The organism is Lachnospiraceae bacterium GAM79 (assembly GCA_020735665.1).
Lineage (GTDB): Bacteria > Bacillota > Clostridia > Lachnospirales > Lachnospiraceae > Coprococcus.
In genome coordinates this window covers 2,266,737-2,280,350 of record CP085928.1, presented here as the reverse complement: position 1 = coordinate 2,280,350, position 13,614 = coordinate 2,266,737, and the positions used below count along the sequence as shown (strand labels likewise).

Genomic DNA, 13,614 nt, shown 5'->3' with positions numbered 1-13,614 from the left:
AGGCAGAAGAGATGTTGCATGCAGATTCGCACAGGATCCTTGTCTGTGCAGGAACCGGATGTCTGGCGGGTGGCTCTCAGAAAATATACGACCGGTTCTGCGAGATGGCGAAGCAGTCGGAGGGCGTGAAGGTAGAATTTGTCCCGGAGGCAGAGTATACAGGGACGGAGAAACAGGAAAAGCCGGATATAGCAGAAGAATTTGAAACAGACATTAGTAAAACAGAGAATTCTGCAGCGGGACAGACAGTTATAAAAGAATCCTGTCATGTCGGCGTGAAGAAAAGCGGCTGTCATGGTTTCTGCGAGATGGGGCCGCTTGTGCGAATCGAGCCATATAATTATATCTACATAAAAGTAAAGGAAGAAGACTGCGAGGAGATCTTCAACGAGACGATCCTGCACGGAAGACCGGTAGAGCGTCTGATGTATCACAAGGATGGTATTGTCTACAGACAGCAGGAAGAAATTCCATTTTATAAGAAACAGACCAGACTGGTACTGAAAAACTGCGGACATATCGATGCAGAAAATATCAATGAATATCTTGCGGTCGGTGGATATCAGGCACTTCGTAAGGTGTTATTTACCATGGAGCCTTCGGAGGTTATTCAGGTCATCAGTGACTCCAATCTGCGTGGACGTGGAGGCGGTGGTTTCCCGACCGGATACAAATGGCAGCAGGTTGCCAGACAGGCGGAGAAGATCCGATATGTTGTCTGCAATGGTGATGAGGGAGATCCGGGTGCGTTCATGGATCGAAGCGTGATGGAAGGCGATCCGCATAAGATGTTAGAGGGTATGATCATTGCTGCATATGCGGTTGGTGCGCAGGAGGGATATGTCTATGTAAGAGCAGAATATCCGCTGGCAGTCAGCCGTTTGAAGACAGCGATAGCACAGGCAGAGGAAGCGGGCTTCCTTGGTGAGGATATCTTAGGTTCCGATTTTTCTTTCCATATACATATCAATCGTGGCGCGGGGGCATTTGTCTGCGGAGAGGGAAGTGCGCTTACGGCATCGATCGAGGGACAGCGCGGAATGCCGAGAACCAAGCCGCCAAGAACCGTAGAGCAGGGCTTATTTGCCAAGCCGACGGTTCTGAATAATGTAGAAACCTATGCAAATGTGTCCATGATCATTTTAAATGGTGCAGACTGGTACAAGTCGATCGGACCGGAGAAAAGTCCGGGAACCAAGGCATTTGCATTGACCGGAAGTGTAAAGAATACGGGACTGATCGAGGTACCGATGGGAACAAAGCTGCGTGAGATCGTGTATGATATCGGCGGTGGTTTAAAGGATGACATCCCATTAAAGGCAGTTCAGATCGGTGGACCATCCGGTGGCTGTCTGGTGACGGATGATCTGGAGGTCAGTCTGGATTTTGATTCATTAAAGAGCAAAGGCGCGATGATCGGTTCAGGTGGTCTGGTTGTTATGGATGAGAATACCTGTCTGGTTGAGGTAGCCCGTTTCTTTATGAACTTTACACAGAACGAGAGCTGCGGCAAATGCGTTCCATGCCGTGAAGGAACCAAGCGGATGCTTGAGATCCTAGAGCGGATCGTTGCCGGAAATGGTACGTTAGAGGATCTGGATCTGTTAGAGGAACTGGGCCAGGCGATCACCGACACGGCCCTTTGTGGACTTGGTAAGAGCGCAGCCCTGCCGGTACTCAGTACGCTGAAGAATTTCCGTCAGGAATACATCGAGCATGTGGTTGACAAACGATGCAGAACCGGAAACTGTAAAGCACTGGTTCGCTATAAGATCGATCCGGAAGCATGTAAGGGCTGTTCCAAATGTGCGAGAAACTGTCCGGTCGGTGCGATCACAGGTGAGATCCGGAAACCATTTGTCATTGATACAGCCAAATGCATCAAGTGTGGTGCATGTATCGATAATTGTGCGTTCCATGCAGTATATACAGAGAATTAAGGAGGGAGACGAACATGGATTATATTACGATCAATTCAATCAAAGTGCCGATCGAGGGCGAGAAGAATGTTCTGTCTCTGATCCGAAAGGCGGGGATCGATATCCCGACATTCTGTTATCATTCAGAATTATCCATCTATGGCGCATGTCGTATGTGCGTGGTAGAAGATGACAGAGGAAAAATATTTGCGGCATGCTCCGAGACACCGAGAGCGGGCATGGTGATCTATACGAATACAAAGAAAGTGCAGCAGTACAGAAAGCTTATTATCGAGCTGTTGTTATCCTCTCATTGCAGAGACTGTACGACCTGCCAGAAGAATGGCATGTGTGCGCTCCAGTCACTTGCCTATAAGGTTGGTGTGCATGCGGTTCGTTTCCTGAATAATAAAAAAGAAGAAAAGATCGATATGAGTTCGCCGTCTATCGTCCGGGATCCAAATAAATGTATCCTGTGCGGTGACTGTGTGCGTACCTGCGATGAGATTCAGGGACTTGGTGTTATCGATTTTGCATTCCGTGGTTCGAAAATGAAGGTGCAGCCGGCATTTGACAAGCCGCTTGCAGAGACAGACTGTGTAGGATGCGGACAATGTGCAGTTGTCTGCCCGACCGCAGCGATCTCGATCCGTACCAATGTAACCGATATCTGGGATGCGATCGAAGATCCGTCCATCCGGGTGGTCGCACAGATCGCACCGGCAGTCCGCGTGGCAGTTGGAGATAACTTCGGCATACCAAAGGGCGAGAACTGTTTTGGCAAGCTGGTATCAGCACTTCGTATCATGGGCTTTGACATGGTATTTGACACAAGCTTTGGCGCCGATCTTACGGTTATGGAGGAATCCAAAGAATTTGCGGCGCGTCTTGCGTCGGATGAGAAGCTGCCATTATTTACATCCTGTTGTCCGGGCTGGGTCAAATATTGTGAAGAAAAATATCCGGAATTTGCAGATAATCTGTCAACCTGCCGTTCTCCACAGGGGATGTTCTCGGCAGTGATCAAGGATTATTTTGCAGAGAAAGATAAAGAAGATGGTAAGAGAACGATGGTTGTATCGATCATGCCTTGTACAGCAAAGAAGGGAGAGATCCTCCGACCGGATAATTTCACGGATGGCAGACAGGATACCGATTATGTCATCACAACGACAGAGGTTGTGCGGATGATCAAGCAGATGGGACTGCAGTTTACCGAACTGGAAAATGAATCCGCAGATGCACCATTTTCCGTGGCTTCCGGTGCAGGCAAGATCTTCGGAACGACAGGTGGTGTAACGGAAGCGGTGCTCCGTCGTCTTGCGGAGGACAAATCCTATAACACGATCCGTGAGATCAGTTATACAGGTGTCCGGGGATTTGAAGGAACGAAGGAAGCAACGATCGATTTAGATGGCAGAGAAGTGAAGATCGCAGTTGTACATGGTCTTGCAAATGCAGGACGGTTGCTTGACCGTATCCGATCCGGCGAAGCAAGCTATGATTTCGTTGAAGTTATGGCGTGCAGACGTGGATGTATCATGGGTGGCGGTCAGCCATCCGGCGCAGGCCCAAGAACCAGACGGAGCCGTATGGAAGGTATGTACAATGCAGACGCAAGCTCCAATGTCCGTTTCTCCGAGGAAAACCCGGCAATCCGTCAGTTGTACGATCATTTCCTTGCGGGAAAAGAACATCGTCTGCTGCACCGGAATCTGTAGAGTTATATTAATTAATACAAAAACGCAAATAAGCAGGAACTTTAAAAGTTTCCTGCTTATTTGCGTATAGTAATTATTGAAGAATTATTCGGTTACTTCTTTTGCTCCTGTATTTGCATTTGCTTCCGGCATAAGTTTTTTGAATAATGGAACAATCTGTGCAGCAATGATAGCTTTTACAAGATCAAGTGGAATAAATGCAACAAAGCCTGAAAGGAAAGCAACTTTCCAGGTTAAGTTTCCGTTGAATTTCCACCATAACATACCGATGATGTCGATAAGTGCTGCTGTTAAAATAGCAACGATCGTATAACGGATACGATTATATTTCTTACCCTTTGTCAGACCTGCAAAGATAGTAACGATAATAAATGAGAATGTATATCCACCAAATACTCCTGTCAGATAACCGATACCGGAGCCGCCGCCGATAAATACCGGAACACCGACTGCACCGAGGATCATCCATAAGGCAACGATGATCGTTGAGTCGCGGACTTCAAATACCAGTGCAATGAGCATGATCATAAAGTTCAATAATGTAATGTGAGCTGCATTTGGGAGTGGAGTTGGGATGCTTAAATATGCAGATACGCATAAGATTGCTGCAAATACAGCCATCATTGTAATCTCCACGGTTGTGAATTTGTTTTTCATCTGTGTGTTCTCCTTGTTGATAAATAATATACATACAATGGGTGCCATTCCTCGATTGGATGAGGTTAAGGGGGATTGACAAAAATATGAAGCGGATAGCAGGGCTAAGCTATCCGCTTCCAGATAACAAATTGAATGTCAACTATTAAATGGCACCCACTGGATAACATTATAGATGGTATATTCTTAATTGTCAACCATAAAACAAACATTAAGGTTGACAATTGAAACGGGAGGCTTAAGGGTTGAAAAAAAGCAGATATAAATATACTATATAAGAATATAATAAAGAAAAACAGGTAGGAGGCAGCGGCTATGCTTAGAGTTGGTGTTACGGAACTGGATATTGGATTTGAGAATAGGGAAGAAGCAAAGGAACGCTGTCTTGAAGTTATGGAAGAAGCCTGTGCAAATGGAGTAGAGCTTCTGGTATTTCCGGAGATGACACTGACAGGATTTACGATGCGCCCATGGTTACATGGGGAAAGCGGGGATGCGGATAATATCCCTGACAGTGTTTCATTTTTTATGGAGAACAGCAAAAAATATAAGATGCCTATGGCATTTGGATATATTCATACAGTTATGGCCTATGGCAGCCGGGTGTATGATGAAATGAAAGAAAAGGCTTACGAGAACCGGTTGGTGCTTGTGGATGGAGAAAATGTATTGCTTGATTATGCTAAGGTTCATCCATTTTCATATAGCGGTGAGGATAAGGCATATCGGGCAGGAGAAAAGCTTGTACAGGCACAGGTAAAGGATATCCGGATAGGCGGATATATCTGCTATGATCTTCGTTTCCCGGAGATTTTCTCTGCAATGCGAGACCGGTATGAGGCTGTCATGGTAATCGCAAACTGGCCGGAAACAAGGGCGGAACAATGGGAAACACTTTTAAAAGCAAGGGCGATCGAGAATCAGGCATATGTGATCGCTGTCAACCGGGTCGGAGATGGAGACGGGCTTCACTATATTCCGGGCTCTCATGTATATGACTGGCTTGGACGGGATATATCGGTTCGGGTTAGTGAGAAGCTGCGTGTTGCAGATATTGATTCCGGGGGAGTCAGACTGGCAAGAACAGAATTTCCACAGGCAAATGACAGAAAGAATACATTTTATAAGACGCTTTATTGATGAAATGTGCTTACAGTCAGTCGGATCGGCATGAAAAATACATGATATGCTTCATTTTTATTCGACAGGCTGTAAGCATATTTTATTTTTGAATAAATATAAATTAAAAATAATAAGATGATATCATATAATAAATATGGATAATATATTGTCTATTACAACAAAAATGTAGAATAAAAAGATAAAATATTATCTATATAAATAATTTACGGGGTAAAGAGACATGGAACCTTTTGTATGGGAGACACCGGATGAATTAGCAGAGGCGTGTCGCAGAATCATGAATACAGAATATTCGGATAAATTAGATGAATTATATAGGCTTGGTGGAACCCAAACCACATAAAGCTTGTAAAATCTCACATAATGGAGTAAAATGGAAAAAGCAATTAAGGAGGAAACTTTTATGGGTAAGGACGATTGCATTTTTTGCAAGATTGCAAATGGTGAGATACCATCAGCAACAGTTTATGAAGACAGCATATGTAGAGTAATACTTGATGTAAATCCTGCAAATAAAGGTCATGCTTTAATTATACCAAAAGAACATTATGATGATATATATAGCATGGACGCGGATACTGCTTCAAAGATCTTTACGATTGCGACAGAGGTTGCCAAGGCTCAGAAAGCGGAATTAAATCCTGACGGACTGAACATTATTCAGAACAATGGCGCTGCTGCAGGACAGACAGTATTCCATTTTCACATGCATCTTGTACCGCGATTCATTAAGGATACGGTTACAGTTACATGGGTTCCGGGTCAGTCAGACAATGAGGAACTGGATCAGTTGTCAAAGGCACTTCGTAAGAGAATTTAAGGAAAACATGGATAAAAGGGCAGAGACAGGGATAACTTCAAATCAGTTAAAGCTTCTGGCATGTATTTTTATGTTGTGCGATCATGTAGGATTTGTTCTAATGAATAATAACTGGATAATGCGGGCTGTAGGACGGCTCGCATTTCCTATATTTGCATTCCTGCTGGTAGAAGGATACAGACATACGTCGGATATCAGAAAATATTTTATCCGGCTTTTTTTGTTTGCGCTGATTTCGGAAGTTCCATTTGATCTGGCATCGACCGGACAGGTATTTGATCTGCAGAAGCAGAATATTTTCTTTACGCTTGCAGCAGGGCTGATCGTGCTTTATCTCGGAAAGGTAGCAAAATGGAATCAGATGGGAGCAGTCATCGGAATTGTTGTCATTATGGTAGTTGCAGAAGCGCTGCATTTTGATTATGGAATTGCCGGTATCCTTCTGATCGTATTAATGTATTATTCGACCCAAGATGGCACAGCGGAACATGCATTCAGAAATGCTGGTCTTGTGACGGGACATTATCCATTTAGCAGGAAACTGCGTCAGAATATGGGATTTGCGATCGTATCGGCGGTGTTGTATTTTCTATTTTACGGAATAAGACAGCTCTATGCTGTTTTGGCGATCCTGCCGATCAGTCTGTATAACGGAGAGTATGGTCGGAAGAATAAAGTTCTTAAATATGCATTCTATGTGTTCTATCCGGCACATTTGCTCATTTTATATCTGCTTGGCAGAGTGATTTTATAGTATAACTTTTTTAAGATGAAATATTATTTTATCCAGAAAATGCTAAAAATTAAAAAACAGTGCTGTGATCTATGTAAAATTATTGATTTTTTGTCGCAAAATATAAATTTCCTATTGACTTATGAAGATTTATCAGTTAGAGTATAGCTGTTTCTGAACTGCATTGCAGTTCGAATACAAGTAAATATTTATAAATGCTCTTATTCAGAATGGTGGAGTCATAAGGGACTGTGAAGCCATGGCAACCCCGGAACAGGTGAAAGAAATACCTGTATGGAAGGTGCCTTCCTGAGCGAGTCTGTAATATGCAGACGTCGAACAATGAGAGGTTTGATTTTATCAATCCGCTCAGAGCGGATTTTTCTTTTGCCTAAAATCAGGTAGAGACGTCCTGCCTGAAAAAAGAAAAATCAGAAAGCCATGTGAACGAATACGCATGGCTATAGCTATAGACAGTATTTATACAAGGAGGAAATGATGGAAAAATTATTATTCACATCAGAATCAGTAACAGAAGGTCATCCGGATAAAATCTGTGACCAGATTTCAGATGCGGTATTGGATGCGTTGATGGAACAGGATCCAATGAGCCGTGTGGCTTGCGAGACATCTATTACAACAGGTCTTGTACTTGTAATGGGTGAGATTACAACAAAAGCATATGTAGATATTCAGAAGATCGTTCGTGAGACGATCCGTGAGATTGGATACGACAGAGCAAAATATGGATTTGACTGCGATACCTGCGGTGTTATCACAGCAATTGACGAACAGTCAGCAGATATCGCAATGGGTGTTGATAAGGCGTTAGAAGCAAAAGAGCATCTGATGAGCGATGATGATATCGAAGCGATCGGTGCAGGAGATCAGGGTATGATGTTCGGATTTGCAACAAATGAGACCACGGAATATATGCCATATCCGATTGCACTTGCACATAAGCTTGCAAGAAAGCTGACAGAAGTAAGAAAGAACGGAACACTTTCATATCTTAGACCGGATGGTAAGACTCAGGTAACAGTAGAGTACGATGAGAATGGAAAAGCAAAGAGGCTCGATGCAGTAGTTCTTTCAACTCAGCATGGCGAGGAAGTATCACAGGAACAGATTCACGAAGATATCAAGAAGTATGTATTTGATCCGGTTCTTCCTGCTGATATGGTAGACGAAGATACTAAGTTCTTTATTAATCCGACCGGAAGATTCGTTATCGGCGGACCGAATGGTGACAGTGGACTTACAGGACGTAAGATCATCGTAGATACTTATGGCGGATATGCCCGTCACGGCGGCGGTGCTTTCTCAGGAAAGGATTGCACAAAGGTTGACCGTTCAGCAGCATATGCAGCAAGATATGTAGCAAAGAACATTGTAGCAGCAGGACTTGCAGATAAATGTGAGATCCAGTTGTCTTATGCGATCGGTGTTGCCAGACCTACATCTATCATGGTAGATACATTTGGAACAGGAAAGGTATCCGATGAGAAGCTGGTTGAGATCATTCGTGAGCATTTCGATCTTCGCCCGGCCGGTATCATCAAGATGCTTGACCTCAGAAGACCAATCTACAAGCAGACAGCAGCATACGGACACTTTGGAAGAACTGACCTCGACCTTCCGTGGGAGAAGCTCGACAAAGTTGATATGCTAAAGGCATATTTATAAAAGGTATAGATAAAAAGCCTGTCGGAAGTTTGCAGCTCTTGAATAAGGTTTATAATCACGTTTGCTTGTTTAATATTGGCGCTATTGTAAAAATAAAAATAAGACCTGACAGAGTTTGTTATTTCTGATTAAGGTTTCATAATCCATAGTGTAGCCGACTGAGTTTCATTCAATTTTGTGCCATGTCGTCGCCGCAAAAGTTTTTATCGCGGCAGAGACATGTGCATATAAAATTGAGTGAAACAAAGGTAGGCAAACGTGATTAGAAACCTTAATAAAGAATAACAAACAATTCTGGTCAGGTCTTATTTTGCTATTATTAAAATCTTATTTTTCCTTTTTATCCTCCGGTGCGTTCTGCTTGATCGGCTTGAACTGTAAGGAACCGGCATTCTTCTTAGGATCTTCATGGTTGATGATCGCTTCGGCCATGTTGAATACCTCTGACAGGTCTGCGGTATTCATAGATGAATACTGAGCAGCTTTCTTCACGATCTCTTCTGCCGGTGTTAATTCCTGTTCCTTCTTTGCATCAGCACTTAATCTGGTAGATGTAATGTTTTCTGCCTTGGTAGCAGGTTCTGCTTTTAATTCCGTCATTCCATCGTGAGTAGCAGCGGCTGTTTCTTTTACAGAAGCATTTGCATCCGGTTTAGGCTGTTCTGCCTCAGTGGTATCTGTAGCAACCGCTTCCTCTGTTGTAGCCTGTAAATCGGTCGTATCTGCTTCAGCAGGTTCTGTTTTGGCCTTAATCTCAGGGATCGAAGATGCCTCAATAGAATCCTTGTCAGAAGACTCGTTTAAGACAAGCTGTTCGGAATCTTCGGAGCTGTCTGAATCCGCAGTATCGTCTATAGTGTCTGCTTTAGCAGAGTCATCCATAATTTCTGAGTTGTCTGCAACGTCGGTAACACTACTGGTTTCTGATGTCTCAGAATCAACATTTGCATCATCGGCATCATCTGTGGTATCTGCCTCAATATTATCGTCGGTATCATCTGTGGCATCTGACTCAACACTATCGCCGGCATCATCTGTGGCATTTGCCTCAACACTATCACCGGCGTTATCAATAGCATTTGCATGAATATCTTCGTTGGCATTAGATTCGACATTATCGCCGGCGTCGTCTATAGCGCCAGTATCAATATCTTCATCGGTCATTTTATCAGGATCGTTCGGATCATCCGGCTCATCGTCTTCAGGCAGACCCTTTCGGATCACACGTACAAGCATGCATGCAAGGATGATGATAAGGAAGAACATAACTACAACGACAATGATGCAGATTGTCAGAACCTTATCCTTATGCTGGTCGAAGAATGAACCGTCTGATGCAGCTTCTTCCTGCTTTTCCGTTACAGGATCTGCATTATATCGGACAAATGTTTTCTCAACGGTATCGTATCTGTACCAGCTTGGGTCAGAATCCGGACTCATAGCATATACCAAGATAACTTCATCATTTTCTGTTACATGGTAAGCAGTAACGGTGTTTCCACCAAAATCATAAGAGAATGAGCTGTAACCTTCCGGCTTGCTTACGTTGTCAGATGGTTCCAGAATAATAAAATTCTTATATGCCGACTGCACATTGATCAACGGAACTGCTGTTTTTGCATTCAGATCAATGATGTACCATGCCCCGTTTTTTCCATCTTTATCCGTCAGATATGCACATTTGATCTGACCATTAGGAGAAGTATATAAGATTACATCGGTGCCATCAAATTTTTCTTTTGACTGGGCAAACCCTTCAGGGACACTGATCTTGCTATAATCCTGAGAGAAATAATAATCGGTTCCGTTTACATTGATAACAGCCCGTGTATCAACGATTTCCTCAACATTTACCGTAAGATCATAAATGTGGGTGTCGCCTGTCTCGGCGGTAATTTTTATCGTAACATGTGCCTGCTTGCCCGGTTCGAAGTTCTCGTTTCCGTCAATAGATACAGATGATTTGGAATCTTCCGGTAAAGCATTGATGGCAAGACTTGTTGTTTCACCCGGAACAGTTGTCTCATATGAATATACATCCTTTGAAAATTCCGGCTTTAATTCGCCCGGTGTGATTTGAAGGGATGAAAGGAAACAATTATCGGACATTTCTTCGGTTGTCTCCTCGGAAGTTTCTTCGGTGCTTTCTGTAGATTCTCCGCTTTCGGTACTTCCGGCTTCGGTGGAACCCTGTTCTTGTGTAGTTGCAGCCTGAGTGGTGGAATCTCCACCGTTGTTGCCGCTACCTGCTGCTGTTACAGTGATCGTAGCACCGGCATTTGAGACAGAGCAGCTTTCCTCACCCCAGGTATATACGTCTGAGCTTCCTGTACCTACATAGGAAGAGCCACTTGCGATAGCAGAAAATGTAAAGCTGTTAGAAGCAGATTTGATATTTCCGTCACCGTATCCGGCACAGGAAATTGTACCGCCTCCGCCATATCCGTCACCGGAAGTGTATTCCAGAACGGAAGAATCATAGGACAAGCAATAGCTGTATGCACCCAGTGCTTCGGAGCAGCTTACTGATACGGTTACTGTTACCGAACCTCCCTTTGATACACTTGAAGATGAAAGGGAAATGGAGAACTGGGTAGAAGCGGCCTGCGCTTTTATCGCATTTCCATACACAAAACAGCTGAGAGCCATGATCAGAACCAGAATCATCGCTGTACATTTTTTTAGCTTATTCATAGTAATATCTCCTATCATAACCTTGTAAAAGGCTTATTTTTGTGAAATCTTGGCAGCACCCATCAGGAATTTCTGAACCTTTAACAGATCCAGTGCAGAGAGACCGCCGCTTCGTTTGATATTGGCTGCCTGCAGGAATGCACCCTTTAATGAGGAGGCGCCGATGATATGTTTCTGAATCTTTAACAGATCCAGTGCATTGATCACACCATCACCTGTTACATCACCAAAGATAATAACATTATAAGTGCTTGTATTACCGGATACTGTGATCTTTACAATGTCACCTGTTCCGATCTTACCGGATGTCTTTTTCTTACCGGAAGCATTTGTAATGCTTATCGTTCCGTTTGTGCATCCTAGAGTTGACAGGAAAGAGGAGACAGTAGTTGATGGAGCTACTCCGCTGATTGTTTCGTCGGAGATGATGTAGTCTCCGTCAAATTCAGGATCAGATCCTCCGTTTCCGGTTGACTTACCGCGGACTATAGTTATGGTATAAGTTCGTTTTGCACCACTTTGTGCTGTAACTGTAACTTTAGCTGTATTTGTTCCCTTTGACAGGGAGATCTTTCCGGTTCCGGATACAGAAGCATGGCTGTTTACCGGGGTGGCGGAGATCTTAACCGAGGTTGTGTTCTCAGATACGATCAGGGAATATTTCTTTGTTGAGTTGATGGCAAAAGTCGGTGTCAGTGAATAATTATCGATCGTAAGAGACTTCAGATAATTATTCGGATTGCCGCTGTCTGCCGGTTTCCCCGTGTTTGTGTCCGGCATATCGGTATAGACCGGAATGCTGAAAGTGATCGCATCATTTAAGGTACCGGAGCCTGCGTAGGCATTAAATACTTTCGATGCTTCTGATGATACAGCCTGTACATTTGACATATATTGATGAGAGAACAGGTTGGATGTATTTGTAACGTTAAATTTTTGTGTATACAAAGTATTCTGTTTTTTCAAAATGTAGTTGTTGCCGATATACTGTGCGCCACCATAAATGGACTTGTAGACATTGTTCCATGGTCTTCCGTAGGAACCGCTGGTCGCTGCCCAGCGCAGAGCATTTGTTACAGCATTACCGCTGGCACTGTCATAGCCACCGATATTATAGAAGTTATAGATACCCGGATATGTAGCGTGTTTTCCGTTAGTAACCGAGCTCAGGGATGAACCTACCTCTTGTTTGATACGGGACGCAATATGATATGGGCTGACACCGACTGCCTGCCCAGCTTTGATGATTAACTCGGAATATGTATAACTGTATCCGGATGGTTTGGACTTGTACATAAATGTACCGGAAAGAATCGATTCTACGCCGGATTTGGTCTGGGTATCTTCATATGAAAGATTTTCAAATGCAAATACAAAGCGCTCGTATAAGTAAGTTCGTGGATCCAGATAATAAGTGACAAAATCATTTGAAGCAGCAAACCAGTTCGAGCCATCGTAAGAGGACCATTTGTCCGTCTTGATGTTATATCCGACTGTGGTAGAACGCCAGTTATAATGAGGGGCTCCGCTGGTTCCCTGAACCAGATTTTTAATCTGGCCTGCTTTGTTGATTTCATTGTCGATAACCGTGTTCCAGTCTAATCCGGTCTGTATAGCTTTGAATGTCCAGTTTGGATGGAGGGCATGCAGATCACGAAGCTGTGGTTTATAGCTTTCCGGGAAGCCCTGTTTGGTCAGATATGCTTCAAAGTCGGAATCGGAACCGCCGGCACTTGCTGTTGTAGCTTCGGTATCCGATGAATCTTCTTTTTTCCCGAGGGTGATAAATGATGAAGATACATATCCGGTATAAGTTGTTCCGTTATATACCAGAGTAACCTTATACCAGGAACCGTTAGAGGTGTCAACGACGTTTAATGCCTGCCCCCCATTTAACATAATGTTACTTCCGTTTTCCTGAACAGGATTTCCGCCGGGGGATTCTCTGAAGTAGACATTTGTACGTCCCTCGGAGATATATCCTTCCTTTCCGGCAGCATCGGCCATGCCGTTGTTTATAAATAAGCAGATCAGGAGACTGAAAATAAGTGCTGTAAGCAGAAACATACAGGTGTATCCCGATCCGGTATAAGACTTTTTGTTTGTCATGTGTATTCTCCTTCAGGGTTCAAAACATAAAAAGAACGCGAAAACGCTCTTGAAAAACAGTTTACCATAATCTGAAAAAAACAAAACCCTTTTTTCTCAAAAAACTATGAAAAATCGTAAAAAAAAATGGAT

At 43.5% G+C, this 13,614-nt stretch carries 9 protein-coding genes and 1 riboswitch; of the genes, 6 read left to right on the top strand and 3 right to left on the bottom strand.

Translation table 11 applies throughout. The features are described 5' to 3' along the window. The first annotated feature begins 11 nt into the window (after positions 1 to 11). Together LK416_10330 and LK416_10325 are read left to right on the top strand one after the other, a co-directional pair. Entirely contained in the window at positions 12 to 1,940 is a 1,929-nt protein-coding gene (locus LK416_10330) for a 4Fe-4S binding protein (protein ID UEA75909.1), read from the top strand. 14 nt (positions 1,941 to 1,954) lie between these two features. Continuing rightward, positions 1,955 to 3,640, top strand: a complete 1,686-nt coding sequence (locus LK416_10325; protein ID UEA74051.1) for a [FeFe] hydrogenase, group A — start codon at positions 1,955 to 1,957, stop codon at positions 3,638 to 3,640. An 84-nt stretch (positions 3,641 to 3,724) separates the two neighbouring features. On the opposite strand, the gene LK416_10320 is transcribed toward LK416_10325, so the two are convergent. Beyond that, entirely contained in the window at positions 3,725 to 4,297 is a 573-nt protein-coding gene (locus LK416_10320) for a biotin transporter BioY (GenBank protein UEA74050.1), read from the bottom strand. 315 nt (positions 4,298 to 4,612) lie between these two features. On the opposite strand from LK416_10320, the gene LK416_10315 reads away from it, so the two are divergent. The 4 genes from LK416_10315 (at position 4,613) to metK (ending at position 8,679) form a co-directional block, all read left to right on the top strand. Next, on the top strand, positions 4,613 to 5,437 hold the full coding sequence (locus tag LK416_10315) for an amidohydrolase (protein UEA74049.1): 825 nt from the start codon (positions 4,613 to 4,615) through the stop codon (positions 5,435 to 5,437). A 406-nt stretch (positions 5,438 to 5,843) separates the two neighbouring features. Beyond that, positions 5,844 to 6,260 (top strand): HIT family protein, encoded by a 417-nt coding sequence (locus LK416_10310; GenBank protein ID UEA74048.1) that lies wholly within the window; start codon positions 5,844 to 5,846, stop codon positions 6,258 to 6,260. A 7-nt stretch (positions 6,261 to 6,267) separates the two neighbouring features. Next, entirely contained in the window at positions 6,268 to 7,014 is a 747-nt protein-coding gene (locus LK416_10305; protein ID UEA74047.1) for a conjugal transfer protein TraX, read from the top strand. A gap of 197 nt (positions 7,015 to 7,211) precedes the next feature. Beyond that, a riboswitch (SAM riboswitch) is annotated at positions 7,212 to 7,342 on the top strand. A gap of 149 nt (positions 7,343 to 7,491) precedes the next feature. Then, complete coding sequence (gene metK, locus LK416_10300) at positions 7,492 to 8,679, top strand: methionine adenosyltransferase (protein ID UEA74046.1); 1,188 nt, start codon at positions 7,492 to 7,494, stop codon at positions 8,677 to 8,679. A 327-nt stretch (positions 8,680 to 9,006) separates the two neighbouring features. Here the strand turns inward: metK and LK416_10295 are convergent, their stop codons facing one another. Together LK416_10295 and LK416_10290 are read right to left on the bottom strand one after the other, a co-directional pair. Beyond that, positions 9,007 to 11,373, bottom strand: coding sequence for a cadherin-like beta sandwich domain-containing protein (locus LK416_10295; protein UEA74045.1), 2,367 nt, complete (start codon positions 11,371 to 11,373; stop codon positions 9,007 to 9,009). A 33-nt stretch (positions 11,374 to 11,406) separates the two neighbouring features. After that, positions 11,407 to 13,482, bottom strand: coding sequence for a dockerin type I domain-containing protein (locus LK416_10290; protein ID UEA74044.1), 2,076 nt, complete (start codon positions 13,480 to 13,482; stop codon positions 11,407 to 11,409). Between the last annotated feature and the right edge of the window lie 132 nt (positions 13,483 to 13,614).

Coding starts and splice junctions, on each gene's coding strand:
- LK416_10315 (UEA74049.1), top strand. CDS start 4,613: ATGCTTAGAGTTGGTGTTACGGAACTGGATATTGGATTTGAGAATAGG.
- LK416_10325 (UEA74051.1), top strand. CDS start 1,955: ATGGATTATATTACGATCAATTCAATCAAAGTGCCGATCGAGGGCGAG.
- LK416_10290 (UEA74044.1), bottom strand. CDS start 13,482: ATGACAAACAAAAAGTCTTATACCGGATCGGGATACACCTGTATGTTT.
- LK416_10305 (UEA74047.1), top strand. CDS start 6,268: ATGGATAAAAGGGCAGAGACAGGGATAACTTCAAATCAGTTAAAGCTT.
- LK416_10295 (UEA74045.1), bottom strand. CDS start 11,373: ATGAATAAGCTAAAAAAATGTACAGCGATGATTCTGGTTCTGATCATG.
- LK416_10330 (UEA75909.1), top strand. CDS start 12: ATGTTGCATGCAGATTCGCACAGGATCCTTGTCTGTGCAGGAACCGGA.
- metK (UEA74046.1), top strand. CDS start 7,492: ATGGAAAAATTATTATTCACATCAGAATCAGTAACAGAAGGTCATCCG.
- LK416_10320 (UEA74050.1), bottom strand. CDS start 4,297: ATGAAAAACAAATTCACAACCGTGGAGATTACAATGATGGCTGTATTT.
- LK416_10310 (UEA74048.1), top strand. CDS start 5,844: ATGGGTAAGGACGATTGCATTTTTTGCAAGATTGCAAATGGTGAGATA.